Source organism: Microbacterium candidum (assembly GCF_030315975.1).
Taxonomy (GTDB): domain Bacteria; phylum Actinomycetota; class Actinomycetes; order Actinomycetales; family Microbacteriaceae; genus Microbacterium; species Microbacterium candidum.
The window spans coordinates 686338-711584 of sequence record NZ_JASXSZ010000001.1 but is presented as its reverse complement, the minus strand read 5'-3'; the positions used below and the strand labels follow the sequence as shown (position 1 = coordinate 711584).

The following is a 25247-nucleotide window of genomic DNA, read 5'->3' as shown; positions in this document are numbered from 1 at the left end:
TCCTTGAATCGTGACGTTCTGGAAACACCACCGGGGTCGGATGCCGAGACTCAGAAGTGAGCATGCTGGCGTATGCTCCTTCCGACATGGCCGATCCTCTACGCAGAACGCGTTATCGAAGGGCAATCTATGCACCACATCGCTCACCAGTGGAGCGCTTGACCGCTGGAGTATCGTGATCGATGATCCGTATCGGATCATCTGCTTATGGATGGAGCGATCGTGTCCGAGCCCTCGTCGACAGCCGTCTCGACTCGCGCACGCATGTGGCGCACGCGACTGGTGCGCGCCGACATCGGTGTCGGCTGGGACGGGCGACGCTGGACCTCCGGCGTGCTGGCGGCCGGGTTCCCTGACGGCGTGCTCGCGGATCAGGCGGTCGCGTCGTGGAATCTCGCGCCCGGCGTCACCGCCCGGATCGAGCTTCGCGCCCGCACCATCGACGGTACCTGGTCTTCATGGCAGCCCCTCGCCGCCTGGGGTGCACCGGGCGATCGACGCAGCGCGTCAGCCACCCCCGACGCGGCCGGTCCGTACGTCGACACGGACGTCCTCACGGCGGATCCCGGCGAGGGCTTCGACGCCGTCGAGCTGCGCCTCACGCTGGACGAGACGACGGACGCCGACCCGCTGCGTCTGGCCGCGGTGAGCTTCAGCGCACCCGAGCCGGACAGCCGCCCCGCCGCCGGCGACGCTGTCGCGGCACCGGCGATGGCGGTCGCAGTCGAGCCGCTCTCTCAGCGGGCCTACCCGGAACGCGACGACCTCGGCGGCGGCGGTCCGGCATGGTGCTCGCCGACCTCGCTGACGATGGTCGCGGCGTTCTGGGGCGCCCGCATCCCGTCCGCCGCCCCTGCCGATGTCCCGGTCGGCGCCGATCCCCGGGTGCCATGGGTGGCGCGAGCGGTGTACGACTCGGTCTACGACGGCACCGGCAACTGGTCGTTCAACGTCGCCGTGGCAGCCGAACTGGGCCTCGACGCCGTCGTCTCCCGGTTGCGGTCACTGGAGGACGCTCGGGCGCTGACGGATGCAGGCATCCCCCTCATCGCCTCGATCTCGTTCGGCGCGGGCGAGCTGCCCGGCGCCGACTACGAGACGGCGGGCCACCTGCTCGTCCTCCGCGGATTCGATGCGGCCGGCGACGTGCTGGTGGCCGATCCTGCGAACGCGGGCGGCCAGGACGGCCTGCGCACCTACCCGAGTGCCGCGTTCGACGCCGCATGGGCGCGCAGCCGGCGGACGGTGTACCTCGTCACGTCGCGGGGACATGCACTGCCCCCGAGCGGCGTCTCCGGAGCGTGGTGACGCAGCCCGGCCGACTACAACACGGGGGCGTCCGCGAGGACAGCCTCGAGCAGGTCGATGCGCTCTTCCAGCGACGACAGGAAGGCATGTTCGGTGACGGCGTGCGCACCGCCTCCCCGCGGGCCGAAGCCGTCGACGGTCGGGATGCCGAGGCTCCCCAGGAGGTTCGTGTCGCCCGCGCCGCTGGCCGGACGCCCCGTGATCTCCTGCCCGATCCCGCGACCGGCCGCGGCGATCCGGCCGAGAAGCCGGTCGTCGGCCGCCGACGGACCCCAGGCGGGGCGGTGACTGAGGATGCGCGCCTCGATGACGGCACCGTCCCGCACGGGCTCGAGCGAGCGCATCGCGTCCAGCACGCGGCGCTCCGTCGCCGCATCCAGGAATCGCAGCCCGATCTCCGCCGTCGCATCGGCAGGGACGACGTTCGCGCGCCCGCCCCCGGCGATCGTGCCGACGTTGCAGAGGACTTCGGATGGCAGGCCCGGCTCGGTGACGATGGCGCGCACCGCGACCAGCTGATCCACCAGTTCGTCGATCGCCGAGACGCCGTTCGCAGGATCCAGGGCGGCGTGCGCCGCGCGACCACGCACGGAGAGCCGCACGCGGGTGCTGCCGCGGCGTCCCACCTTGAGGGCGCCGTCGGGATGCGGGGACTCGAAGCCGATCGCAGCGGCGACGCCGTCCGCCCAGGTGCGCAGAACGTCCTGCGTCGTGGGCGAGCCCACCTCCTCATCGCACACGATCACGGCGCGGACCGCTCGATGGCGGCGAGCGCGGACGCGTTCGACGGCGGCGATCATGACGAGGAGCCCGCTCTTCATGTCGTAGACGCCAGGCCCCCGCACGGTGTCGCCGTCGACGGACCACGGCACGTCACCGTCGAGGGCGCCGTGCGGCCAGACGGTGTCGGAGTGTCCGACGAGCAGCAGCGGTGCGCCGACGCCGTCGACCTCCGCGATGAGGCTCGTGCCGGCATCCGTCCGCTCGAGGTGCACCCGCGCACCCGCGGCCTCCCACCACTCGGCGAGAACCGCGGCCATGCGCTCGCTCGCGGGCACGTCCCACGAGGGCGACTCGATCCGCGCGAGCCGCTCGAGCCGCACGAGGGCGTCCGTCCGCGCGCCCATCTGCACCGGCGTCATGTGTTCTCCCCTCATCGCTCTTACGAATCATATCCTTCGCTTGATCGGTGGCTCCACATGCGATAATTTCGCTATCCAGACCCACCACGCCAGAACATAGGAAACGTATCGTGCCCCACGCATCCCCGTCCCCGCTTCGCGTCGAGACGTTGCGCTCGGGCGAGGAGTTCCACGCGGCGGCCGCCCTTTATACGCGGGTCTTCGGCTATGACAGACCCGAGTTCTCCCTCAATCCGAATCTTCTCAGCGCGCTCGCCCGCAACGGCGGCTCCGCGATCGGCGTGTACACCCCCGCGCACGACCTCATCGGGTTCGCCTATGGGTTCGCCGGACGCGACGAGCACGGGCACGACTTCCATTACTCGCAGGCGGCGGTCGTGGATGCGGCCCACCAGGGCGAGGGGATCGGGCGGATGCTGAAGGTCGGCCAGCGCGCGGTCGCCCGGGAATGGGGGCACCGCGCCATGCGGTGGACCTTCGACCCGATCCTTGCGCGCAATGCGCACTTCAACTTCTCCTCGCTCGGAGCCGAGGGCGTCGCGTTCGTCCCCGACTACTACGGCCGCCCGGGCACAGATCGCATCATCGTCGAGTGGGCGCTCGATCGGGCCGCCGACCCATACGGCGATCTGCGCCGCCCGGAGCCGCCCGCGCTCGGGCCCGCCGACTGGGGATGCGTCGTCCGCACGACGGTCCCCCGCCCGGAGGGAGGCGCCCAGGACGTCTCGTGGCTCGCCATCCCGGCAGCCGCGCCGTCGGTCTCCGACGACGAGGAGGAGCGCGCATCCCATGATCGCCTCCGCGCCCGCGTCCGCGACGCGCTGAGGTCGCTCTTCGATGCCCGTAACATACTGGTCGCCTGCGTGAGAATCGATGCCGAGACCGCCGCCTACCTGGCGATCGCCCGACCTGAGCACGAGGAGTCGCGATGACGAGCCACACCGACGACATTGACGACACGGAACGCGACCGCGCCCTCACGTCCCCGGGCGAACGGTACGGCGAGCGGTTCCGCACGAACATCTCCGCCGAGGCCCTCCAGGCCCGGGTCATCGAGGCCGAGACGCGCGCCCTCGCCCGCACGTTCGAGGAGCTCAGCCGCAGCGGGGACGTACCCCGCGCGGCGGCCCTCATCCTCGGCGCACGCCGGCGCTACATCAGCGGCCGCGGCAAGGCCGCCGCGTACGCCGAGCTGCTCGGAGCGGACCTGGGCGCCACGCTCTCGAACGTGTTCCTCGTCGACGGCCGGGCGCTGACCCCGCTCACCGTGCTCACCGACGTCCGTTCCTCCGACGTGCTCGTCGCCTTCACGATGCGCCGGTACCGCGAGGAGACCGTGCGCTTCGGAGAGCTGTTCCACCAGGCCGGCGGACAGCTCGTGCTGATCACCGACAGCGAGGACGCTCCCCTGACCGACCTCGCGACGGCGCTCATCCACGTGCACACCCATTCGGCCTCGTACGCCGACTCGCCGACATCCGTCGCTGCCGCGTGCCATCTCTTGAGCACCATCACCACCGCGAGCGCGAAGGGTGCACGACGACGGCTCACAGTGCGCGACGAGATCGCCGCGGACCTCCGCCTGTACCACCCCGACAAGGAGACATCCGCATGAGGATCGACCGGATCCGCCTGTTCGAGGTGAATCTGCCCCTGGTCCACAGCTTCGAGACGAGCTCGCACCGCAAGACGGGCCTCACCCATCTGCTCGTGGAGGCGACCGACGCCGACGGGCTCGTCGGCTGGGGCGAGATCGCGTCGCCGGCCGACCCCTTCTTCGGGCCGGAGACGACCGACACCGCATGGCTGACCGCGGAGCGGTACCTCACGACGGCCGTCCTCGGCACCTCGTGGGACACCCCTGAGGAGCTCGAGGCCACGTGGCGGCGGATCCGCGGGAACGAGTTCGCGAAGGCGGGATTCTCCGCCGCGGGCTGGGACCTGCACGCGCGCGCGTCCGGTCGGTCGCTCGCGAGCGCCCTCGGCGGCACACGGACGGAGGTCGCCGCCGGCGTCTCGCTCGGCATCGAGCCGACGATCGACGAGCTGATCGCACAGGTCGCGCGCCAGGTGGATGCCGGGTACCGCCGCGTGAAGCTGAAGACCGCACCCGGCTGGGATGTCGAGCCCGTCCGGGCCGTGCGCGCGGCCTACCCCGGGCTCGACCTCCACGTCGACGCGAACGGGGCGTACCCCGACACGTCCGAAACGGCCGCGGCGCTCCGCGAGCTCGATGCGTTCGGGCTCACGATGATCGAGCAGCCGTACGCACCCCGGGACTTCCTCGCGCACGCCCGTCTGCAGGCGACGATCGCGACGCCGATCTGCCTCGACGAGTCCATCGTCGACCTCGGCGACCTCCGCACGATGCTCGCGCTCGACGCCGGCCGCGTGCTGAACATCAAGGTGTCGCGGATGGGCGGACTGACCGCGGCCCGCGACGCGCACGACCTCGCCCGCGACGCGGGCGTGCCGGTGTGGTGCGGCGGGATGCACGAGTTCGGCGTCGGGCGGGCGGCGAACGTCGCGATCTCATCGTTGCCGAACTTCACGCTCCCGTCCGACGTCTCCGGCTCCGACAAGTACTACGCGCGCGATGTCGTCGTCCCGCCGATCGTCGCCGACGCCGGCATCGTGCTGGTCCCGTCGGCGCCCGGCATCGGCCACGAGGTCGACGTGGACTGGGTCCTGCAGAACGCTTCGCGGACCCTCGACGCCTCGGCCGTGGCCGCCTGATCACGAGGAACCCATGCACACGCTCACCCTTCACCGCCTCGACCTCGGCTCGGAAGCCGCCGTCGAGGACTGCCTCATCGGACTCGACCCGCACGAGACGCTCCTGACCGCGACCGACCTGTCGGCGACGCGCGGCGACGGCATCTTCGAGACCGTCGTCGTGGTCGACGGCATCCCGCAGGCCCTCGACGCGCACCTCGACCGCTTCGAACGCTCCGCGGCGATGCTCGACCTGCCGGCGCCCCGCCGAGACCTGTGGCAGCACGCGGTCACCGTGTCGGCCGGCGCGATCCGCGCGCACACCGCGCGCGGCGCGGTGAAGTTCGTGATGTCCCGCGGCGACGAGGCGGGCTCGGGCGCACCGACCGGATGGGCGCTCGGCTTCGCCCCGCACAGTCGTCCTGACGGCAGCGCGCCGTCCATCGACGTCGTCCTGCTGGACCGCGGCTACCGGCACGACGTCGCCGAGACGTCGCCGTGGCTGCTGCAGGGCGCCAAGACGCTCTCGTACGCGGTGAACATGGCGGCGCTCCGCGAGGCCCACCGCCGGGGAGCGCAGGACGTGGTCTTCACGAGCATCGACGGCTATGTCCTGGAAGGCCCGAACTCCACCGTCATCGCCCGCATCGAAGGTGTCTATACGACCGTGCCGACCGAGCTCGGCGTGCTCCCCGGCACGACGCAGGGCGACGCGTTCGCCGCGCTGGAAGGATGGGGAGCGCCCGTCGAGACGCGACTGCTCTCGGTGGACGAGCTGCGCACCGCTGACGCGATCTGGCTGTGCTCGAGCACGCGGGGCGCCGCCCCCGTGCGCTCGCTCGACGGCGAGCCGTGGTCGGTGGACAGCCTTGTCACCGTGCGGCTGAACGACGCTCTGGACGCACGAAAGGCGTAAGCATGATCCCCGTCATCGACGGCCACAACGACCTCGCCTGGGCGCGCCGCGAGCGGCACGGCTACGAGACGGCGGGGTTGGATGCCTCCGTCCCCGACCTGCACACCGACCTGCCGCGGCTTGTGTCCGGCGGCGTCGGCGGGCAGTTCTGGTCGGTGTGGATCGACCCCGTCCTGACGGGCGCCGAGCAGGTGACGGCGACGCTCGAGCAGATCGACTTCGTACACAGGCTGGTGGCCGCCTACCCGGACCGGCTGCAGTTCGCGCGCACCGCGGACGACGTGCGCGCTGCGATGGCAGACGGGCGCATCGCCTCCCTCATCGGCGTCGAGGGCGGCGCTCAGATCGACGGCTCCCTCGCGGTCCTCCGCCAATACGCGCGGCTCGGCGCGCGTTACCTCACCCTCACGTGGTCGCGGACGATCGACTGGGCCGACTCCGCCACCGATGAGGCCCGCCACGGCGGACTCACTGACTTCGGACGCGAGGTCGTCCGCGAGATGAACCGCATCGGGATGGTCGTCGACCTCGCCCACGTCGCGCCGTCGACGATGCGCGATGCGCTGGCCGTCACGACGCGTCCCGTCATGGTGAGCCACTCCTGCGCGCTCGCGCTGTGCGACCACCCCCGGAACGTGCCCGACGACGTCCTGGCCGCCATCGGCGCCGCCGGCGGAGTCGTCATGGTGGCGTTCGTGCCCTCCTTCCTCTCCCCCGCGCGCCGCGACTGGGTGCTCGCGGGCGAACAGGGCGCGGCTCCCGAGGTCGGCATCGCGGATGTCGCGGACCACATCGAGCATGTGCGGGACGTCGCGGGCGTCCACGCCGTCGGTCTCGGCGCCGACTACGACGGCACCGATGCCATGCCGGCCGGGCTCGAGGACGTCTCGCGGTACCAGGACCTCCTCGACGAACTGCGCCGTCGCGGCTGGTCCGAGGAGGACCTCGAGGCCGTCGCGCACGGCAATGTGCTGCGCGTGCTCGCCGCATCCGACGCCGATCATCTCGCCTTCCTCGACGGCACCGCGCCCGCCCCGCGCGCAGCGGCCATCGCACCCGCAGTCGACACCACGGCGCAGGCGGAGCGACCCCGCGTCCTGGTCGTCGTCAATGCGGAGACCTCCGCCCCGCGCCGGCTCGGCGTGTGGCTCGAGGAGGACGGCTTCGCCGTCGACGCCGTCTTCGGCGGGAACGGGCTGCCCGAGTCCCTCGACGACTACGCGGGTCTCGTGATGCTCGGCGGCGGGCTGATGCCCGAGGACGACGACCGCGCCCCCTGGCTTGCGCAGGAGCGAGCGCTCGCGCGAGCGGCCATCGACGCCGATCTGCCGACCCTCGGGATCTGCCTCGGCGGGCAGATCCTCGCCCACGTCGCCGGCGGCGAGGTGCGCCGGTCGTTCGGCCCCAAGGAGCGCGGGTCGACCGTCATCCGCACCTCCGACGCCGGTCGCGCCGACCTCCTGCTCGGCGGGCTGGGGGATGCGGCTCCCATGATCGAGAACCACCAGGACATGATCACGGCGCTGCCTCCGGCCGCCGTGCTGCTCGGGTCGAGCGAGGCGATCGCCAACCAGGCGTTCCGCCTCGGCGCGCGGGTCTACGGACTGCAGTTCCATCCGGAGGTGTGCGCGGAGGATCTGCTGCGGTGGGAGGAGCCGACCGACCCCGCTCCCGGCGACCGGTCCGTCGCCGACCTCGTAGCCGACGCCCGTGCCGTCGACGAGCAGAACACCCGCACCAGCCGGGCTCTCGTCGCCGGCTTCGCCGCGCACATGCGTGCGTACGCGGACGAGCGGACAACTCGATGACCACCCCTGCCGAGGCCGGCCGCGCCGCGCTGGCCGCCCGGCTCGACGAGCCGACGCTGCGGCGGGCGCCCGCATCCATCGCCGCCGTCGTGCACGACGGCGCGATCGTCGCCGTGTCCGCCCATGGCGAGCCGCGCCGGGACGGCGCGACGACGACCCCGGACACGATCTTCCGCATCGCCTCGATGTCGAAGAGCTTCCTCGGGGCGACCGCCCTGTCGCTGCGCGACGAGGGCCTCCTCGATCTGCATGCGCCGGCGACCGACTACGTCCCCGGGCTCGCGTCCGCCCGGTTCGGCGCCGAACGCGTCGGCCTCACCCTCGACGCGCTGCTGTCGAACCGCGGCGGCTTGACCGAGGACAATGCGTGGGGCGACGAGCACCTCGGCGAATCGCGTGCCCATATGGCGGCGGTCGTGTCGGACGGGCTGGCCCTCTCCACCCGGTCAGGCACCGACTACCAGTACTCGAACCTCGGGATCTCGCTCGTCGGCCGCGCGATCGAAGCCGTCACCGGACGACCGGTCGAGGACGTCATCCGCGAGCGCATGCTCGACCCGCTGGGTCTGCGCGACACCCGTGCTGCAGCCGACCTCTACGCCGCCGGCGCCGACCTCGCCGCGGGGTTCCGCACGTTCGACGACGGCGCGTCCTTCACTCCCGAGCCGTATGTCGGCTCCGGCGCGCTCGCGTGCATCGGCAGCCTGTTCAGCACGGTCTCCGACATAGCGGCATGGATGCAGTTCCTCGTCTCGGCGTTCGACGACGATCCGGCGGACGACGTGCTGCGCGCTGCATCCCGTCGCGAGATGCAGACCGCGCGGACCCTCATGCCGACGAGTCCGTGGCAGTCCACCGGGCGAGTGCTCGACGGCGCCGGGTACGGCTACGGGCTGGTCGTCGAGCACGACCGGCGGTTCGGCCGGATCGTCCAGCACGCCGGCGGACTCCCGGGCTTCTCGTCGCACATGCGGTGGCAGGCGGCCACCGGCGTCGGGGTGGTGGTCTTCGGCAACTCGGACTCGTTCGGCGCCGGCACGATCGCCGGAGACCTGCTCGCGGACGTGCTGACGCGGCTGGACGCGCCGGCCGCGATCGTTCGCCCGTGGCCGGAGACCGTGGATGCGGCGCGCCGGATCGATGAGCTCGTGCGCACGGGCCGGCCATTGTCCGAGGCATCCGCACTGCTGGCTCGGAACGTGCTGCACGACGTCCCGGAGCCCGTTCGCGAACGGCGACTCGCCGAGGCGCTCGCGAAGACGGGCCCGGTGCGGACGGATGCGGCGCCGTTCGCCGCGCGGATCCTTGCCGCCCCGGATCGCTCCGCCCTGCGCTGGAGCGTGCCGTGCGAGCGCGGCGCCCTCGTCTGCGACGTCCACCTCGTCGGGCTGCGTGCGCCGATCGTGCAGGAGGTCGAGATCCAGGTGGCCGAGGCGGGCGGCCGCAAGCCGGTCGACGAGACCGCGCGCGTCACCGACCACCACCGCGTCATCCTCGATTGATGCCTGCCCCTGCGCCGTAGCCGAGGTCGTCCGAGATGTCGCGCAGGATCCGCAGGAAGAGATCCGTCGGCCGCGCGGGCGCCGTCGGCGAGACGAGTGCGTAGACCTCGCGCGACAACTGCACTTCTGGAACCTCGAGCACCTCTACCCCGGCGGGCACCTCGCCGAGCGCGACCTCGGGCATGACCGTCGCGGCGTAGCCGGCGGCGACGATGTCGAGAGTCACGGCGAAGTCGTCGGAGCGCGCGACGACCCGGGGGCGCAGCCCGTGCTCGTCGAGGACGGCATCGATCACCGCTGCATCGCTCGATCCCGGGTGGTGCAGGATCCACGGCCTCCCCACGAGCTCGTCGGCCGCGACGGCCCCCAGCCCGTGCAGGCGCCACGATGTCGGCACGACGACGCGCATGGGGTCGGCGCCGAGGCGGACGGGCGTCACGGAGCGCGGCCACGTGAGCGCCGCATCCCCGACCCAGTAGACCAGCGTGACGTCGGTCTCCTCCCCGCGCCGCAGCGCCTGGATCGCCGGCGACGGATCGCGGATGCTGAGCCGGAGGGCAGCGTCGACCGCCAGCCACTGCGGCGAGCGCAGCAGACGCGGCAGGAACATCCGCGCGAGGCTCGGGTAGACGCTGACGCGGAGCTCCGCCTGCGGGCGCTCCGCCGCGCTGCCGGCGGCCTCCAGCAGCCGGTCGATGTCGGCGAGCACGGTCGTCGCACCCTCCGCCATGACGACCGCCGCCTCGGTGGGGCGGATGCTGCGCGCAGTCCGCTCGAACAGCCTGATGCCGGCGTCGTTCTCGAGGGCCGCCATCTGCTGAGACACCGCCGACGCCGTGTAGCCGAGGCGGTTCGCCGCAGACGCGAACGATCCGAGGCGCACGACCTCGAGGAGCGTGCGGAGATGGATGGGGTTGAGCATCAGCATCCCTTACTCTCAGCGTCGAAGACTGCCGCCCCCGATGCGTAGATCGAGCGTACCGGCGCTGACTAGGGTGGCAGGACGCGCAACGCCGCGCACTCGAATCGCAAGGAACGCTGATGGTCACTACTCTGTATCGCCACCCGAGGATCCACTTGCTCGATGGTCGCGGCGGCAAGGCGGGTGCGATGCTCGTCGTCGACGGCGTGATCTCGGCGATCGGCGCGGCGGATGTCATCACCGACGCCGCTCCGACGGGCGCGGCCGTCGTCGACCTCCCCGGGGAGGCGGTGATCGCGGGGTTCCACGATGCGCACATCCACACCGCGAGCCTCGCGCGCAGCCTCGACGCCCTGGACCTCCGCGATGCTCCGACGCTCGCTGCCGCACTGACGCAGATCGAGCAGCACCTGGCCCAGCACCCCGGCGACGGCTGGCTCACCGGCGGGCGCTGGGACGCGAATCGCTGGAGCGACGGCGTCCCCACCCGTGCCGCGCTCGATCGACTCGCGCCGCACCGTCCCGTATCACTGCCGAGCGTCGACGGGCACTCCGTGTGGGTCAACGGCGAGGCGCTCCGCAGGGCCGGGATCGACGCATCCACCCCCGATCCCGTCGGCGGTCGCATCGAGCGTGACGTCGACGGCGAGCCCACCGGGCTCCTCCGCGAGACCGCCGCCGACGCCGTCATCGAGCGCGCGGAGCGCGAGACACCCGTCGACCTCGTCGCCCTCCTCGAGCGCGCCCACGGGCGGCTCCTCTCCGAGGGGATCACGCACGTCACCGACCTCGACGGCGAGGATGCGCGCGCCGCCTACCTCCGGCTGAAGGCCGACGGCCGCCTGCGCCTCCGTGTCCACAAGGGCACGCCGGCCGACGCGCTCGAGGCCGCCGTCGCCGAAGGCCGCCGCACCGGCGCGGGCGACGACTGGTTCACGAACGGCCCCGTGAAGCTCTTCTCCGACGGCGCCCTTGGCTCGCACACCGCCCATATGGGCTTCGACTTCGCCGGCGAACCCGGCAACCACGGTGTCGAGGTGCTCGACCTGGACGAGCTCGTGCGCCTGGTCGACCTCGCGGTGGGCGGCGGCATCGCCGTCGCGACGCACGCCATCGGCGACCGCGCGAACCGCACCGTGCTCGACGCGTACGAGCACGCGCACGACGCCGCCGTCCGCGCAGGCCTTCGCCTGCGCATGGAGCACGCGCAGCACCTCGAGCCCGCCGATGTCGCGCGATTCGCGCGCCTGGGCGTCATCGCGTCGCAGCAGCCGACGCATTGGGCGAGCGACATCCCGCTCGTCGAGAGCATGCTGCACGGTCGCGATCTCGCGAGCTATGCCTGGGCGGCGCTGCGGGATGCGGGCGCCGTCGTCGCCTTCGGCTCCGATGCCCCGGTCGAGCCGTCGGCGCCCCTCCTCGGCGTCCGCGCCGCCGCCGTCCGCGGGACGGATGCCTCCCCGCTGGGCGCCGAGCGCGGCATCCGTCCGCTCTCCGTCGAGGAAGCGCTGTCCGCGTACACCGCGGGCCCCGCCGACGCGGCGGGCCTCGGCCACCGCGTCGGTCGTCTGGCCTCCGGGCAGCTGGCCGACTTCGTCGTGCTCGACCGCGACCCCTTGAGCGTCGAGCCGTCCGAGCTCGGCGAACTCGCCCCCGTCGCCACCGTGGTCGGCGGGACGCCCGCGTTCGGCCTCGACTGAACGTCCGCACAACCCATCCACAGAGAGAGTCCCTCATGCGATCCACAGCCCTCGTCCGCATGCCGTTGGTGGCCGTCCTCACCGGCATGGTCGTCCTCGCCGCCGCAGGGTGCGGCGCGCAGAGCCTCAGCGACGCCGGCGCCAAGAACGCGGCGCCGGCCGCAGCCGCCTCTCCCGTGCCGTCCGACGAGCAGGCCAAGTCCGTCATCGAATCGGTCAAAGCCGACAAGACGCTCACGTCCCAGTTGTCCGACGCGATGCGCACCGAAGGCATCAAGTGGACGACATCGGTCGGCTACCCGCCCATGGAGGAGTGGGGCGCCAACGGCAAGGAGGTCATCGGAGTCGACGCCGCGATCGCGCAGGCGATCACGCGCCGGCTCGGCACCGGGATGTCGATCCAGGACCAGGAGTTCAACTCGATGATCCCGGGCCTCATCTCCGGCCGGTACGACGCCCTGATCTCCTCGATGACCGACAACGCCGAACGCCAGAAGACGACGACCTTCGTCGACTACGTCAAGGCGGGCAATGCCTTCCTCGTGAAGGCGGGCAACCCCGAGGGCGTCTCCGTCCCGAACGACCTGTGCGGCAAGACCGTCGCGGTCGTCGCATCCGGCTCGTCCGCCGCCCTCGCCGACCAGTACTCGGCGAACTGCACCGCCGCCGGCAAGGCCGCGTACGACACCCTGAAGTTCGAGGGCGACAGCGAGGCGAACCTCGCCGTGCAGAGCGGGCGGGCCGTCGCCACCATCACCGACTACCCGGTCGCCGAAGACCGGGCCGCCGACCCCGCCAACAACATGGCCGCCGTGAAGATCGACGGCGACGAGTCGCTGTGGGGCATCGGGATCGACAACGCGCACAAGGACTTCGCAACCCTCGTCCAGAAGGCCCTCCAGTCCCTCATGGATGACGGCACCTACGGCAAGATCCTCGCCGCGTACCACGTGAACGGCATGGCGATCGATTCCGCGTCCCTCAACGGCGGCGGCAAGTGATGACGGCCCCGACGACCCGGATGCGCCGGTGCCGCGCATGAGCGCGCGCCACGAGCCGATCCTCCGGCCGGACGGCACCGCCGTGCCGATCGTGCCCCGACGGCACGTCGGACGCTGGGTCGTCGGGGCGATCGCCATCCTCCTCGTGGGCTGGGCGATCTCGATCGTGGTGCTGAACCCGCACATCCGCTGGAGCTACGTGTGGGAGTACCTCTTCTCCCCGCGCATCCTGAACGGCGTCGTCGTGACGCTCTGGGTGAGCGTCGCCGCGACCGCGCTCGGGCTCGTGCTCGGCGTGATCCTCGCGGTCATGAAGCTGTCGAAGAACCCGGTACTGAAGTGGATCGCGGAGGGCTACATCTGGTTCTTCCGCGGCACGCCGGTGCTCGTGCAGCTGATCTTCTGGTTCAACCTCGCGTTCCTGCTCCCCTACCTGACGCTGCAGATCCCGTTCACGCAGATCGGGCTGCGGTGGGACACCAACGTCGTCATCAGCGGCTCCGTCGCGGCGCTGCTCGGCCTCGGCCTCAACCTCGCCGCCTACTTCGCCGAGACGGTGCGGGCCGGCATCCAGGCGGTCGACCGCGGTCAGACGGAGGCCGCCCTCGCGGGCGGGATGACGCGCGGCCAGGCGATGCGGCTCGTGGTGCTCCCGCAGGCGTTGCGCATCATCATCCCGCCCACCGGCAACGAGTTCATCTCGATGCTGAAGACGACCTCGCTGATCGTCGTCGTCGCCGGCAACGACCTGATGACCAACGCCAGCAACATCTACAAGCAGAACAACCTCATCATCGAGCTGCTGATCGTGGTGAGCATCTGGTACATGTTCTTGACCGCGGTGGCGACGTACCTGCAGTCGCTGCTCGAGAAGCGCTTCGGCCAGGATCGCGTGCGGCTCGTTCGCGGCCCGGGCTTCAGCCAGCAGCTCCTGCGCATGGCGACGGGTGCCATCCCCGTGCAGCGGCGACGCGCACCCGCCGGCGCCGAGATCACCGGGGCCGAGATCCCCAGGGCCGAGAAGGAGGTCGCATCATGACCGGCACGCTCGTCGAAGCGCGCGGGCTCTCCAAGTCGTACGGCGACCACGAAGTCCTGCACGGCGTGGACTTCACCGTCCGGGCAGGAGAGGTGAGCTGCATCATCGGGCCGTCCGGGTCCGGGAAATCCACGTTCCTGCGCACGATCAACGGCCTGGAGACGGTCGACGGCGGAAGCCTGATCGTGGACGGCGAGCAGGTCGGCTACGCGTTGGAGGACGGGCGTTACCGTCCGTGGCGCGACCGCGACTTCGCCCGGTTCCGCGCGCGCATCGGCATGGTGTTCCAGCGCTTCAACCTCTACGCGCACCTGGACGCGGTCGAGAACGTCGCGGCAAGCCTCATCCATGTGAAGCGCGTCCCGAAGGCCGAGGCGCACGAGCGCGCGGAGTTCGAGCTCGCGCGCGTTGGCCTCGCCGATCATGTGCTCAAGCGCCCGCACCAGCTCTCCGGCGGCCAGCAGCAGCGCGTCGCGATCGCCCGCGCCCTCGCGATGGACCCGGACCTCATGCTTTTCGACGAGCCGACCAGCGCACTCGACCCCGAGCTCGTCGACGAGGTCCTGGAGACGATGCGCGCGCTCGCCGGTCGCGGCATGACGATGATCGTGGTGACCCATGAGATCGGGTTCGCCCGCGAGGTCGCCGACACGCTGTCGTTCTTCGACGGCGGCCGCGTCGTCGAACAGGGCGACCCCGAGCAGGTGCTGACGGACCCGGCGAACGACCGCACCCGCAGCTTCCTGGAGAGAGTCCGTTGACCACCGCAAGAGCACGGCTCGCCGACGTCGGCATCGGCCCCGGCGCGTACCCGCGCGGACGTCACAACACCATCACGGACGTCCCGGGCGTGCTCGTCGGCCACGCCACCGTGCACACCGACCGACTGCACACGGGTGTCACCGCGATCGTCCCGGAGGCGCTGGGCGCGCAACGCCGATGGATGCCGGCGGCCCTCGCCGTGGGCAACGGGTTCGGCAAGCTCGTCGGCGCGACGCAACTCCAGGAGCTCGGCGCAATCGAGACGCCCATCCTCCTGACGAGCACCCTGTCCGTCTACCGCGTCGCCGACGCCCTGCTCGGCCACATGCTCGCCCGCCCCGGGTACGAGGACACCACGACGCTCAACCCCGTCGTCGGCGAGACGAACGACGGGTTCCTGTCCGACATCCGCTCCCGCCCGCTCGGCGAGGAGCACGTCGAAGCGGCGATCGCCGCGGCCGCCAAGGGACCCGTCGAGGAGGGCAGCGTCGGAGCCGGCTCCGGGACCGTCGCGCTCGGTTTCAAGGGCGGCATCGGCACGTCATCGCGCCGCGTGCCCGTCGGCGACGCGGAGTTCGCCGTGGGTGCCATCGTGCAGTCGAACTTCAGCGGTACCCTGACGATCGCAGGCGTCCCGATGCCGGCGCGCGACCTCGTCCCGGGGCCGGCGGCGGAGACCGTCGGGAACTCCTGCATGATCGTCGTCGCGACGGACGCGCCGCTCGACGCCCGGCAGCTCGCGCGGGTCGCCCGCCGCGCAGTGTTCGCGATGCGCGGCGTCGGCGCCGACTACGCGCAGGGCAGCGGCGACTACGCGATCGCGTTCTCGGTCGGAGCGGGCTCCCCGCCACAGGATGCGGAGCTCACCCCGATGTTCCGGGCGGCGATGGATGCCGTCGAGGAGGCGCTCATCAACTCCGTCCTGGCAGCGACGACCCAGGTGCATGCGAGCGGACGTGTGGCCCACGCGATCCCCCTCGACGCCGTCCGCGCGCGTCTGGCAGCGGCGGGCGCCACCGCCTGAGCCGCACGAGGCTCAGTCGCCCTCGGCCCAGCCCGTCGGCGGGGCGGCGAACGCATCGCGGATCGCCGCGACGAGTTGGCGCACGGCTGCGGACGGCTGGCGCGGGGACCCCTCCCCGGGGGTCGCGACGAGAATCGAGCGCACGAACGACGGATCGTCGATCGGCCGCAGGACGATGCCCGGATGAGCACCACCCGGCACGAGTCCCGGAACGAGGCCGACGACCATGCGGGCGGCCACCATTCCGAGCATGACCTGGAAGTCGTCGGTCCGGATGGCGACCTCCAGCGTGTGCCCTTCGGCGGCGAAGGCGTCGACGACGATCGTGTCCATGGGGTCGTCCGCGGCCGTGGCGAAGAGCCAGCGCTCATTGCCCAGTGAGAGCAGCGCCGCCACGTCGACCGAGCTGCGGGAGGCGAGCCGATGCCCCACAGGCAGCGCCAGCATGAGCGGATCGCGGTGCACCTCGCGCCACGCGACGTGCGGCCGGAACGGCAGTTCGTACCCGGGCACGGTGTAGACGATGGCCGCGTCCAGCGCGCCGCGGTTGATGCGGTCGACGAGCGAGGGGACCTCGTCGAGCACGGCGTCCATCTCGATGCCGAGGTCGGTGAGCCGCGCGGCGACGGACGGCAGGATCTTCGCGGCGGCGGTCGGGAACGTGCCGAACCGCAGGCGCACGCGACCCATCTGCGTGAGCTCCCGCGCGTCCCGCACGGCTCGCTCGCTCAGCGTGAGGATCTCCTGCGCGCGATCGACCAGGAGCATCCCGACGGGGGTGAGCCGGCTGCCTCGCGGCGAGCGCACGAGGACGGGCGAGCCGATCAGCCGCTCGAGGTTCTTCAGGTGGTAGTCGACGGTCGGCTGGCCCCAGCCGAGCCGGCGCGCAGCGGCCGTGACGGAGCCCTCCGCATGCACCGCCCTGAGCGCCTCGAACTGGCGCAGATCGACCATGGGATATCAACTTTCTGTGTAGATAATGGCCCGCCAGAGGACTGAGCCACATACAGAATATGTGGCCTGCGCGAACTTCGGGGGATTCCTGCGGTGGGTGTCTCGGATGACGATGGTGGGATGCTGCTGTCCTCCGAGTCCGCGACGATCGACCGATCGCGTCCGCTGCCGTCCTCCGCATCCACGGATCTCCGTCAGTGGGAGACGCCGTATGCCGACGCGCTCGAGCGCCACGTCGCGCGCGGGCCGATCCAGCTGATGGTCCCCGGCCACGGCGGCAACGACCTCGGCCTCAGCGCGCGGCTCGCCGACTTCATCGGCACGCGACCGCTGGAACTCGACGTCCCGATGCTCATGGATGACATCGACCTCGGCGACGGATCGCCGCTCTCGCGGTCGCTCGACCTCGCCGCCGAGGCGTGGGGAGCCCGCCGCACGTGGTTCCTCACCGGCGGCGCCTCGCAGGCCAACCGGGTCGCGGCGCTCGCCGTGCGCAGCCTCGGCGCGAACATCCTGTCGCAGCGGAGCGCGCACTCGAGCTTCAGCGACGGCATCCTGTCGGCGGGCCTCGCACCCGCCTTCGTCCTGCCGTCGGTCGACCTGCACCACGGCATCGCGCACGGCGTCTCCCCCGCGGCGCTCGACGCCGCGCTCGACGCCGCCGAGCGCGAAGGCCGCCCCGCCGACGCCGTCTACGTCATCTCGCCGAGCTACTTCGGATCCGTGGCCGACGTCGCGGGCCTCGCCCGCGTCGCCCACGCGCACGGCGCCCCTCTCATCGTGGACGGCGCGTGGGGTCCGCACTTCGGCTTCCACCCCGATCTTCCCGAGTCGCCCGCGCGCCTCGGCGCCGATCTCGTCGTCTCGAGCACGCACAAGCTCGGCGGCTCGCTGACGCAGTCCGCGATGCTGCACCTCGGCGACGGCCCGTTCGCCGACCGGCTCGAGCCGCTCATCGAGCGCGCGGTCGCGATGACCGCCTCCACGTCGTCCTCCGCGCTGCTGCTGGGCTCCCTCGACATCGCGCGCCATTCGCTCGCCACGGGCGAGGATCTCATCGGCCGTTCGATCGCCGCCGCGGACGCCTTCCGCGCGGCACTGCGCGAGGATCCCCGCTTCGCGGTCCTGAGCGACGGCTTCGGCGCGTTCGACGACATCGTCGGCACCGACCCGCTGCGCATCCCGATCGACGTGTCGGCGACCGGTGTGACGGGCCACTGGCTGCGCCAGCGCCTCATCGACGTCGACGCGATCTTCGTCGAGATGTCCACCGCCACCTCCATCGTCGCGCTCATCGGCGCGGGCAAGACGCCGGATCTCGACGCGACACTGCGGGCGCTCGTCGCCGCGGTCGAGTCCGCCGAGGCCGACGCGGAGCGCGCGACCGAGGACGCCGCGCACTTCCCGGCGCTGCCCGCCTCCGGCCGCCTCCGCATGCTGCCGCGCGACGCCTTCTTCGCCGACACCGAGCTCGTCCCCGCGGCCGAGGCGGTCGGGCGCATCTCCGCCGACAGCCTGGCGGCCTACCCGCCCGGCATCCCGAACGTGATCCCGGGTGAGGAGATCACGGCCGAGACGGTGGCGTTCCTGCAGGCCGTCGCCGCCTCGCCGAGCGGCTACGTCCGCGGCGCCGTCGACAGCCGCGTCGCGCACATGCGCGTGACGCGCGACTGAACTCCCGCACCCGGGTCACCCGAGACCCGGCGGAATCCACCAATCGAAGGAGACTGGTATGCCCACAATCGCCCAGCAGCTGCTGCGCCGGAAGCCGACGACGCCCGTCGGCGCCGACGAAGTGCACCTGAAGAGGAGCATCGGGCTCTTCTCGCTGACGATGATCGGCGTCGGCGGCACCCTCGGCACCGGCATCTTCTTCATCCTGTCGCAGGCAGTTCCCGTCGCCGGGCCCGCGGTCATCTGGTCGTTCGTCATCGGCGGCGTCGTGGCGGGCCTCACCGCCCTCTGCTACGCCGAGATGGCCGGCGCGGTACCCGTCTCCGGATCGACGTACTCGTACGCGTATGCGACGCTCGGCGAGGGCACGGCCATGGCGGTCGGAGCCTGTCTCCTGCTGGAGTACGGCGTGTCGACGGCGGCGGTCGCGGTCGGCTGGTCGCAGTACGTCAACCAGCTCCTGCAGAACCTGTTCGGGTGGCAGCTCCCGGTGCAGCTCTCCCAGGCTCCTGAGCAGGGCGGGATCGTCAACATCCCCGCCGTCATCGTCATCGTGCTGTGCTCGCTCCTCCTGCTGCGCGGCGCTCGCGAGTCGACCACGGTGAACAGCATCATGGTGGTCATCAAGATCGCGGTCGTGCTGTTCTTCTGCGCGGTGGCGTTCACCGGCTGGAACGCGGACCACTTCCACAACTTCGCCCCGGCGGGCTTCGCCGGCATCGTGGGCGGCGCCGGCATCATCTTCTTCTCGTTCGTGGGATTGGATGCCGTCTCCACAGCCGGTGAGGAAGCGAAGAACCCGAAGCGGAACCTGCCGCTCGCCATCATCTTCGCGCTCGGCATCATCATCGCGCTGTACGTGCTGACCTGCCTCGCAGCCCTCGGCGCGCAGGCGCCGGCGAAGTTCGCCGGTCAGGATGCGGGTCTCGCCGTCATCCTGCAGAACATCCTCCACTCGAGCTGGCCGGGAACCGTCATCGCGATCGGGGCGATCATCTCGATCTTCTCGGTGACCCTCGTCGTCCTGTACGGCCAGACCCGCATCCTGTTCGCGATGTCGCGCGACGGCACGGTGCCGAAGGTCTTCGCGAAGGTCAATCCGCGCTCGATGACGCCGGTGCAGAACACCGTCATCGTCATGATCGCGACCAGCATCCTCGCCGCCGTCGTGCCGATCAACTTCCTCGCCGAGATGACCTCGATCGGCACGCTCGTCGCGTTCATCGTGGTGTCGGTCGGCGTGATCATCCTGCGGGTGCGCGAACCGCACCTGGAGCGCGGGTTCAAGCTGCCGTTCGGCTGGACGATCCCGATCCTGTCGATCATCGGCTGCATCGCGATCATCACCCAGCTGCGCCTGATCACCATCGTGGTGTTCCTCATCTGGACGCTCGCGTTCCTCGTCTTCTACTGGTTCTACGGCCGGAAGCACTCCGAGCTCGAGGTCGGCCACCCCGTCGTCGAGGCGGACGTCGCCTACACGACGAACGTGGCCCAGCCGAGCACCCGCGAGATCCGCGAGGCGGGCGCCGCACGCCGGAACGCGGACCAGCCATGAGCATCGTCGTCGGGGTCGACCCCGGACACCGATCGGCATCCGTCCTCCATCTGGCAGCCGTGCTCGCGCGGTCGATCGGCACCGGACTCGTCGTGGTCGCCGTCGTCCCGAGCTCGTGGCCGACGACCGCGGGGCCGGCCGACGCCGAGTGGCAGCGGTACACCCGGGACAATGCGAACCACGCGCTGGACCACGCCGCTGCGGTGATCGACGGGTCCGTCCCGGCCGAGTACGTCCTGCATGAGGCGCCGTCGGCGCGGCGAGGACTCGTCGAGGTCGTCGAGCAGCGTGACGCGACCTTCGTCGTAGTGGGCTCGTCGACGAACGGGCCGGTGGGGCGCATCGCCCTCGGCTCCGAGAGCGACACACTGCTGCACGCCTCTCCCGTGCCCGTGGCGATCGCCCCGCGCGGTTACCGCTCGGCGGAGGGTGCGCGCGTCGGCCGGGTGACCGCCGCGTACCGCGGGACCGGCTCGTCGACGGAGCTCGTGCTGGGAGCAGCGGAGGTCGCGGCCTCGATGGGCGCCGAACTGCGCGCCGCGTCGTTCGCGGTCGTCCCGCGCGAGTCGGGCACCTCGGGCGCCGGGTTCGACGCCGAACAGAGCATCGCGGGCACGTGGACCGCCGACGTCCGCCGCCAGGCGCAGCGGGTGCTGTCCGACGTCTCCGCCCTCCCGGACCCGCCGCGGATCGCCGACACCGTGATCGGCGTCGGCGACACGTGGGACGCGTCCATCGGCGACGTCGACTGGCTGCCCGATGAGCTGCTCGTCGTCGGGTCGAGCAGCCTCGGGCCGCTGGCCCGCGTGTTCCTCGGATCACGGGCGGCGAAGATCGTGCGGAGCTCCCCCGTGCCCGTCGTCGTGGTCCCCCGCGGCGCCATCGCGGACAGGGGCTGAGCCGCCCGAACGCGGACGGAGAGACGCCGAAGGCCCCCGGGACTCCCCGGGGGGCCTTCGCCTGTCTCAACCCTCGAACGCGTCGGGGTGCGGGCCGGTGCGGCCGTCACGGTCGAGCGCGTCGATCGCGCCGAGCTCGTCGGCGGTCAGGTCGAACCCTAAGACGTCGAGGTTCTCCGCGATCCGCGACGGAGTGACCGACTTCGGGATGACGATCCGCCCCTGCTGCAGGTGCCAGCGCAGCACGACCTGCGCCGGCGTGCGGCCGTGACGGTCCGCGATCTCGACGACGGCCGCCTCGCGCAGCACACCGCCCTGCGCGAGCGGGCTCCACGCCTCGGTGGCGATGCCGTGACGCTCGCCGGCCGCGATCACGGCGCGGTTCTGGAGGGCGGGATGCAGCTCCACCTGGTTCACCGCGGGCACGATCCCGCTCTCGCCGATGAGTCGCTCGAGGTGGGCCGGCTCGAAGTTCGAGACGCCGATGGCGCGGACGCGTCCGTCCGCGTAGAGCTTCTCGAGGGCGCGCCACGAGTCGAGGTAGAGATCGCGCGCGGGCGACGGCCAGTGGATCAGGTAGAGGTCGAGGCGCTCCAGCCCGAGCCGGTCGAGCGACGCGTCGTGGGCGCGGAGGGTCGCGTCGTACCCCTGGTCGGCGTTCCACAGCTTCGACGTGACGAACAGGTCGTCGCGCGCGAGCCCCGAGTCCGCGATCGCGCGCCCGACGCCGCGCTCGTTGCCGTACACGGACGCCGTGTCGATGCTGCGGTAGCCCGCATCCAGCGCCGTCGACACGGCGGCGGCGGTCTCGTCGTCGGGCACCTGGAAGACGCCGAAGCCGAGCTGCGGCATGTCGATGCCGCTGTTGAGGCGAATGGTGGGGACCGTCGTCGTGGTGGTCATGGATGTTCTCCTTCTTGGGGACGAGAGGTTCAGCGGGCGACGAGGACCGGCGCGGTGGTGGCGGATGCGGCGAGCCCGCGATCGCGCGGTGCGCGGCGTGCGAGGGCGGCGGTCGCGATCATGACGAGGAGGGCCGCCAGGGTGATCGCCGCGCCGATCCAGATCGGCGCGGTGAAGCCGAGGCCTGCGGCGATGCCGAGTCCGCCCGCCCACGCGCCCAGGGCGTTGCCGATGTTGAAGGCGCCGATGTTGGCGCCGGACGCGAGGGTCGGCGCCTGACCGGCGTAGCGCATGATGCGGCTCTGCAGGCCGGGCACGGTGCCGAAGCCGAAGGCGCCCATGAGGACGAGGGCCACGATGGTCGCGAGCTGCGACCCTGCGAAGAGCGCGAAGCCCGCGAGCACGACGACGAGGGCGGCGATGAAGCCGATGAGCGTTCCGTCGATCGACCGGTCGGCGAGCTTGCCGCCGAGCCAGTTGCCGACGACGAGACCCGCGCCGAAGAGCATGAGCAGCCACGGGACGGATGCGGTCGCGAAGCCGCTCACGTGCGTGAGCGTGTACGCGATGTAGGTGAAGGCGCCGAACATCCCGCCGTACGCGAGGACGGTCACGAGCAGCGAGAGCCAGACCTGCCCGGAGCGGAAGGCGCGGAGCTCGGAGCGGAGGCTGAGGGATGCCGCGGCCGAGGGCGCGACGCGCACGAGGGTAGCGATGCCGATGAACGCGATCACGCCGATGCCGGCGATGGCCCAGAACGTCGACCGCCAACCGTACTGCTGGCCGAGGAACGTGCCGAACGGGACGCCGAGCACATTCGCCGCAGTAAGGCCGGTGAACATGATCGCGATGGCTCCCGCCTTCTTCTCCGGGGCCACGAGATCGGCGGCGACGACCGAGCCGATGCCGAAGAACGCGCCGTGGCAGAGGGCCGCGATGAGTCGGCCGGCCATCGCGACGCCGTAGCCGGGAGCCATCGCCGTCGTGACGTTGCCGATGATGAACAGGACGATGAGGCCGAGCAGCACGGGCTTGCGGGGCAGGCGGCTGGTCGCCGCGGTGAGGCCCAGGGCGCCGACGACCACGCCGAGCGCATAGCCCGAGATGAGCCAGCCGGCGGCGGCCTCGGAGACGCCGAAGTCGGTCGCGACCTCCGGCAGCAGTCCCATGATGACGAACTCGGTGAGGCCGATGCCGAACGCGCCGATGGCGAGTGCGAGGAGGCCGAGAGGCATGACGTATCTCCTGGTAGAGTTAGTTGCAGACGCGGCATATCGCACCGCGCAAGCAATACTTGCACATGCCGATATAAAGCGCAAGCAACTACTTTGGGAGGACACATGGGGATCGCGGACGACGCCGTCGAGATCCGCGCGCAGGGATGGCGCACCCTCGCCGCGCTGCACGGGCTCATCGAGTCCGAGCTCGAGCGGGTGCTCGCATCCGAGGTGGGCCTCTCCGTCGTCGAGTACACGGTGCTCGACGCGCTCAACCGCCAGAACGGCTGGCACATGCGGATGCAGCAGCTCGCCCGCGCCACGGCGCTCAGCGCGAGCGCGACCACCCGCCTCGTCAACCGGCTCGAGGACCGCGGGCTCCTCACCCGCATCCTCTGCGCGGACGACCGCCGCGGGATCTACACCGAGCTGACGCCTGCGGGGCACGCGCTGTACGACCGCGCGCATCCCGTGCACGATGCGACGCTCGACCGTGTGCTCGCCGAGGCGAAGGAGCAGCCCGAACTGGCGCCCGTCGTGCGCGCGCTGGAGGCGCTTCCCGTCCCCGCCTGAGCGCACTGCTGCAAGTCAGCCCACTCGCTGACTTGCGCCTTATGGCGGCTTACGAGGCCGGAACAGTCGCCATTCGAGGCAACTCGAGGTTGCCTCGCCCTCAGCGCAGCCGCAGCGCGTGCTCCACCGCGAGTGCGATCGCGAGCTGTCCGCTGGAGGTCGGGTGGAAGGGCGCAGCACCGTTCACCCCTTGCACGTACGGGAACGAGGTGCACACCCCGTGCCCGGTGAAGTCGGGAGCCGCCACCGCGAAGTCGGCGGCCTTCGCGCCCCGGCCGAGGATCATGTTCAGCGCAGCGAGGTCGGCCTGCAGCGATGCCTGCTTGTCGGGCGTGATGTGCTGCTGCTTCAGGCAGTCGACGCTCCCGGGGACGGGGTCGTAGTACAGGTTGATCACGACGGCGGGATGCGACGGCAGCAGCTGCAGCTGGTCGAGGAGCTGGAGGTAGTCGCTGCTGAACGTCGCGAGCTGCTGTTGGAAGAACGCCTGCTCGGCATTGTCGGAGCACGATGCGGAGATCGCGCAGAGCTCCAGCATCGAGGTCCACTGCACGTCGTTTGCGCCGATGCTGACGATGACGACCTGCGCCTTCGCGACCTCCGGGTCCTTCAGCTGTGCGGGGATGGTGCGGTCGCCGACGCTCTGCGAGTCGAGGAGTCCTTCGCGGATCGTCGCGCCGCTGCATGCGAGATTCGTGACCGTCCAGCCGTTCACGAGCGCGAGGTCGACGGCGAACGCGTCGCGGCTGCGACCACACGCCTTGTCCTCCTCGGTGCCTTTCGGCAGCGGCTGGTTGCCGAGTCCGGCCGCGGTCGAGTCGCCGACCACGACGACGCGCTGCACGACATCGGCCGGGTTCGTCGGGACCGGGCGCAGGACCGGCGCCGGCGCTCCGCCGACGAGGTCCTGGAGCGAGCCGATCCTGGCGAGCTTCGCGGGGGCGCTGTAGGCCGTGACCATGACCCCGCCGAGGTCGACGCCGAGCGCGAGCACAAGACTTCCGGCGAGCAGGATGCCGGTGCCCCGCCATCCGCGCCGCAGCCATCCGGCGGCCGCCCCCGCGAGCAGGAGCGCCGTGAGGGCGACGATGACCGCCTGCCAGATGAAGAAGCGCTCCCAGCCGCCGATCAGGGCGTCTTCGAGTGTGGCGGCCGCGTCCTTCCCCGCGGCGAACTGGGTGAGCTGCTCGGAGAGGGTGATGCGGGACAGCGTCAGGCGCGGGCGGATCGGCCCGTCGAACTGGATCGTCGTCGGGAGCGACTGGCCGAACAGATCCAGCTGGCCAGGTCCCGAGAGGCTCCACGTCGGCTCCGTGACGCCGACCGCCACCGTCTGACCCGCCGTCGACACCTCCTGCATCGGCGTCAGCCACAGCGAGAGAGTGATGGATGCGGCCGCCACCAGCACGATGACCAGAGCATCGACGAGGATGCGGCGCCGGGTCGGCGCAGGCCGCAGTCGATCCCCGTCGGAAGGTCGATGGAAGAGGTTGCGCATGACGACGTCGGGTTTCGCTGAGTTCTCCATCCTGCCATCCAGTGCTCCGCCCGGGGCCTCATCTCAGGCGATTCCCGAATCGCGAACGGCACCGCACCCGAGTAGTTTCGATGGGGGGTTCGACGGCCACGA

The 25247-nt window shown here is 71.3% G+C and carries 22 protein-coding genes; 16 read left to right on the top strand and 6 right to left on the bottom strand.

Features of this window, described 5'->3' with window-relative positions:
• Positions 1-222: 222 nt before the first annotated feature.
• On the top strand, positions 223-1308 hold the full coding sequence (locus tag QSV35_RS03320; protein WP_286286677.1) for a C39 family peptidase: 1086 nt from the start codon (positions 223-225) through the stop codon (positions 1306-1308).
• Positions 1309-1322: 14 nt separating this feature from the next.
• Here QSV35_RS03320 and QSV35_RS03315 read toward each other — a convergent pair whose 3' ends face one another.
• The gene (locus QSV35_RS03315; protein WP_286286675.1) at positions 1323-2450 is read right to left on the bottom strand and encodes a M20/M25/M40 family metallo-hydrolase; all 1128 of its coding nucleotides are present in this window, start codon (positions 2448-2450) and stop codon (positions 1323-1325) included.
• A 110-nt stretch (positions 2451-2560) separates the two neighbouring features.
• Here QSV35_RS03315 and QSV35_RS03310 point away from each other — a divergent pair, with 110 nt between their 5' ends.
• Genes QSV35_RS03310 through QSV35_RS03280 form a run of 6 tightly spaced genes read left to right on the top strand, consistent with a single transcriptional unit; the run spans position 2561 to position 9391 of the window.
• Positions 2561-3382 carry a hypothetical protein gene (locus QSV35_RS03310; protein ID WP_286286673.1) on the top strand — a complete coding sequence of 274 codons (822 nt, stop codon included), beginning with the start codon at positions 2561-2563 and terminating at the stop codon, positions 3380-3382.
• Entirely contained in the window at positions 3379-4065 is a 687-nt protein-coding gene (locus QSV35_RS03305; RefSeq protein ID WP_286286671.1) for a MurR/RpiR family transcriptional regulator, read from the top strand. The genes QSV35_RS03310 and QSV35_RS03305 overlap by 4 nt, the downstream gene beginning before the upstream one ends.
• Entirely contained in the window at positions 4062-5186 is a 1125-nt protein-coding gene (menC, locus tag QSV35_RS03300) for an o-succinylbenzoate synthase (protein ID WP_286286669.1), read from the top strand. The genes QSV35_RS03305 and menC overlap by 4 nt, the downstream gene beginning before the upstream one ends.
• 13 nt (positions 5187-5199) lie before the next feature.
• Positions 5200-6081 (top strand): aminodeoxychorismate lyase, encoded by an 882-nt coding sequence (locus tag QSV35_RS03295; protein ID WP_286286668.1) that lies wholly within the window; start codon positions 5200-5202, stop codon positions 6079-6081.
• A gap of 2 nt (positions 6082-6083) precedes the next feature.
• On the top strand, positions 6084-7889 hold the full coding sequence (locus QSV35_RS20025; protein WP_353618955.1) for a membrane dipeptidase: 1806 nt from the start codon (positions 6084-6086) through the stop codon (positions 7887-7889).
• Positions 7886-9391, top strand: a complete 1506-nt coding sequence (locus QSV35_RS03280; protein WP_286286666.1) for a serine hydrolase domain-containing protein — start codon at positions 7886-7888, stop codon at positions 9389-9391. The genes QSV35_RS20025 and QSV35_RS03280 overlap by 4 nt, the downstream gene beginning before the upstream one ends.
• Here the strand turns inward: QSV35_RS03280 and QSV35_RS03275 are convergent.
• Positions 9378-10313 (bottom strand): LysR family transcriptional regulator, encoded by a 936-nt coding sequence (locus QSV35_RS03275; RefSeq protein WP_286286664.1) that lies wholly within the window; start codon positions 10311-10313, stop codon positions 9378-9380. The genes QSV35_RS03280 and QSV35_RS03275 overlap by 14 nt on opposite strands.
• Positions 10314-10468: 155 nt before the next feature.
• Here QSV35_RS03275 and QSV35_RS03270 point away from each other — a divergent pair, with 155 nt between their 5' ends.
• Genes QSV35_RS03270 through QSV35_RS03250 form a run of 5 tightly spaced genes read left to right on the top strand, consistent with a single transcriptional unit; the run spans position 10469 to position 15839 of the window.
• Positions 10469-12013 carry an amidohydrolase gene (locus QSV35_RS03270; RefSeq protein WP_286286662.1) on the top strand — a complete coding sequence of 515 codons (1545 nt, stop codon included), beginning with the start codon at positions 10469-10471 and terminating at the stop codon, positions 12011-12013.
• Positions 12014-12048: 35 nt separating this feature from the next.
• Entirely contained in the window at positions 12049-13014 is a 966-nt protein-coding gene (locus tag QSV35_RS03265; RefSeq protein WP_286286660.1) for a transporter substrate-binding domain-containing protein, read from the top strand.
• A gap of 37 nt (positions 13015-13051) precedes the next feature.
• Positions 13052-14053: an amino acid ABC transporter permease gene (locus QSV35_RS03260; protein WP_286286658.1), complete on the top strand. Its 1002-nt coding sequence runs from the start codon at positions 13052-13054 to the stop codon at positions 14051-14053.
• A complete protein-coding gene (locus tag QSV35_RS03255) occupies positions 14050-14814 on the top strand; it encodes an amino acid ABC transporter ATP-binding protein (RefSeq protein ID WP_286286656.1) in 765 nt (254 codons plus the stop codon). Before QSV35_RS03260 ends, QSV35_RS03255 begins: the two co-directional genes overlap by 4 nt.
• A complete protein-coding gene (locus QSV35_RS03250) occupies positions 14811-15839 on the top strand; it encodes a P1 family peptidase (RefSeq protein ID WP_286286654.1) in 1029 nt (342 codons plus the stop codon). The genes QSV35_RS03255 and QSV35_RS03250 overlap by 4 nt, the downstream gene beginning before the upstream one ends.
• 12 nt (positions 15840-15851) lie before the next feature.
• Here the strand turns inward: QSV35_RS03250 and QSV35_RS03245 are convergent, their stop codons facing one another.
• A complete protein-coding gene (locus QSV35_RS03245; protein ID WP_286286653.1) occupies positions 15852-16793 on the bottom strand; it encodes a LysR family transcriptional regulator in 942 nt (313 codons plus the stop codon).
• 120 nt (positions 16794-16913) lie between these two features.
• Between QSV35_RS03245 and QSV35_RS03240 the strand changes: the two genes are divergently transcribed.
• The 3 genes from QSV35_RS03240 to QSV35_RS03230 are packed head-to-tail and all read left to right on the top strand — an operon-like array spanning position 16914 to position 20924.
• Entirely contained in the window at positions 16914-18467 is a 1554-nt protein-coding gene (locus QSV35_RS03240) for an aminotransferase class I/II-fold pyridoxal phosphate-dependent enzyme (RefSeq protein WP_286286651.1), read from the top strand.
• A 58-nt stretch (positions 18468-18525) separates the two neighbouring features.
• Positions 18526-20025: an amino acid permease gene (locus QSV35_RS03235; RefSeq protein WP_286286649.1), complete on the top strand. Its 1500-nt coding sequence runs from the start codon at positions 18526-18528 to the stop codon at positions 20023-20025.
• On the top strand, positions 20022-20924 hold the full coding sequence (locus QSV35_RS03230; protein WP_286286647.1) for a universal stress protein: 903 nt from the start codon (positions 20022-20024) through the stop codon (positions 20922-20924). The genes QSV35_RS03235 and QSV35_RS03230 overlap by 4 nt, the downstream gene beginning before the upstream one ends.
• A 66-nt stretch (positions 20925-20990) precedes the next feature.
• Here QSV35_RS03230 and QSV35_RS03225 read toward each other — a convergent pair whose 3' ends face one another.
• Both QSV35_RS03225 and QSV35_RS03220 read right to left on the bottom strand, forming a co-directional pair.
• The gene (locus tag QSV35_RS03225; protein WP_286286645.1) at positions 20991-21827 is read right to left on the bottom strand and encodes an aldo/keto reductase; all 837 of its coding nucleotides are present in this window, start codon (positions 21825-21827) and stop codon (positions 20991-20993) included.
• A 29-nt stretch (positions 21828-21856) separates the two neighbouring features.
• The gene (locus QSV35_RS03220; protein ID WP_286286643.1) at positions 21857-23062 is read right to left on the bottom strand and encodes an MFS transporter; all 1206 of its coding nucleotides are present in this window, start codon (positions 23060-23062) and stop codon (positions 21857-21859) included.
• Positions 23063-23167: 105 nt separating this feature from the next.
• On the opposite strand from QSV35_RS03220, the gene QSV35_RS03215 reads away from it, so the two are divergent.
• Positions 23168-23617, top strand: a complete 450-nt coding sequence (locus QSV35_RS03215; RefSeq protein ID WP_286286642.1) for a MarR family winged helix-turn-helix transcriptional regulator — start codon at positions 23168-23170, stop codon at positions 23615-23617.
• A gap of 100 nt (positions 23618-23717) precedes the next feature.
• Here QSV35_RS03215 and QSV35_RS03210 read toward each other — a convergent pair whose 3' ends face one another.
• Positions 23718-25145 (bottom strand): GDSL-type esterase/lipase family protein, encoded by a 1428-nt coding sequence (locus QSV35_RS03210; protein ID WP_286286640.1) that lies wholly within the window; start codon positions 25143-25145, stop codon positions 23718-23720.
• Between the last annotated feature and the right edge of the window lie 102 nt (positions 25146-25247).

Excerpts from the sequence above, each read along its gene's own strand:
- QSV35_RS03230 (WP_286286647.1), top strand. The coding sequence starts at position 20,022 with ATGAGCATCGTCGTCGGGGTCGACCCCGGACACCGATCGGCATCCGTC.
- QSV35_RS03260 (WP_286286658.1), top strand. The coding sequence starts at position 13,052 with ATGAGCGCGCGCCACGAGCCGATCCTCCGGCCGGACGGCACCGCCGTG.
- QSV35_RS03280 (WP_286286666.1), top strand. The coding sequence starts at position 7,886 with ATGACCACCCCTGCCGAGGCCGGCCGCGCCGCGCTGGCCGCCCGGCTC.
- QSV35_RS03275 (WP_286286664.1), bottom strand. The coding sequence starts at position 10,313 with ATGCTCAACCCCATCCATCTCCGCACGCTCCTCGAGGTCGTGCGCCTC.
- QSV35_RS03220 (WP_286286643.1), bottom strand. The coding sequence starts at position 23,062 with ATGCCTCTCGGCCTCCTCGCACTCGCCATCGGCGCGTTCGGCATCGGC.
- QSV35_RS03305 (WP_286286671.1), top strand. The coding sequence starts at position 3,379 with ATGACGAGCCACACCGACGACATTGACGACACGGAACGCGACCGCGCC.
- QSV35_RS03315 (WP_286286675.1), bottom strand. The coding sequence starts at position 2,450 with ATGACGCCGGTGCAGATGGGCGCGCGGACGGACGCCCTCGTGCGGCTC.
- QSV35_RS03215 (WP_286286642.1), top strand. The coding sequence starts at position 23,168 with ATGGGGATCGCGGACGACGCCGTCGAGATCCGCGCGCAGGGATGGCGC.
- QSV35_RS03225 (WP_286286645.1), bottom strand. The coding sequence starts at position 21,827 with ATGACCACCACGACGACGGTCCCCACCATTCGCCTCAACAGCGGCATC.
- QSV35_RS03265 (WP_286286660.1), top strand. The coding sequence starts at position 12,049 with ATGCGATCCACAGCCCTCGTCCGCATGCCGTTGGTGGCCGTCCTCACC.
- QSV35_RS03255 (WP_286286656.1), top strand. The coding sequence starts at position 14,050 with ATGACCGGCACGCTCGTCGAAGCGCGCGGGCTCTCCAAGTCGTACGGC.
- QSV35_RS03295 (WP_286286668.1), top strand. The coding sequence starts at position 5,200 with ATGCACACGCTCACCCTTCACCGCCTCGACCTCGGCTCGGAAGCCGCC.
- menC (WP_286286669.1), top strand. The coding sequence starts at position 4,062 with ATGAGGATCGACCGGATCCGCCTGTTCGAGGTGAATCTGCCCCTGGTC.
- QSV35_RS20025 (WP_353618955.1), top strand. The coding sequence starts at position 6,084 with ATGATCCCCGTCATCGACGGCCACAACGACCTCGCCTGGGCGCGCCGC.
- QSV35_RS03240 (WP_286286651.1), top strand. The coding sequence starts at position 16,914 with ATGCTGCTGTCCTCCGAGTCCGCGACGATCGACCGATCGCGTCCGCTG.
- QSV35_RS03245 (WP_286286653.1), bottom strand. The coding sequence starts at position 16,793 with ATGGTCGATCTGCGCCAGTTCGAGGCGCTCAGGGCGGTGCATGCGGAG.
- QSV35_RS03235 (WP_286286649.1), top strand. The coding sequence starts at position 18,526 with ATGCCCACAATCGCCCAGCAGCTGCTGCGCCGGAAGCCGACGACGCCC.
- QSV35_RS03210 (WP_286286640.1), bottom strand. The coding sequence starts at position 25,145 with ATGGAGAACTCAGCGAAACCCGACGTCGTCATGCGCAACCTCTTCCAT.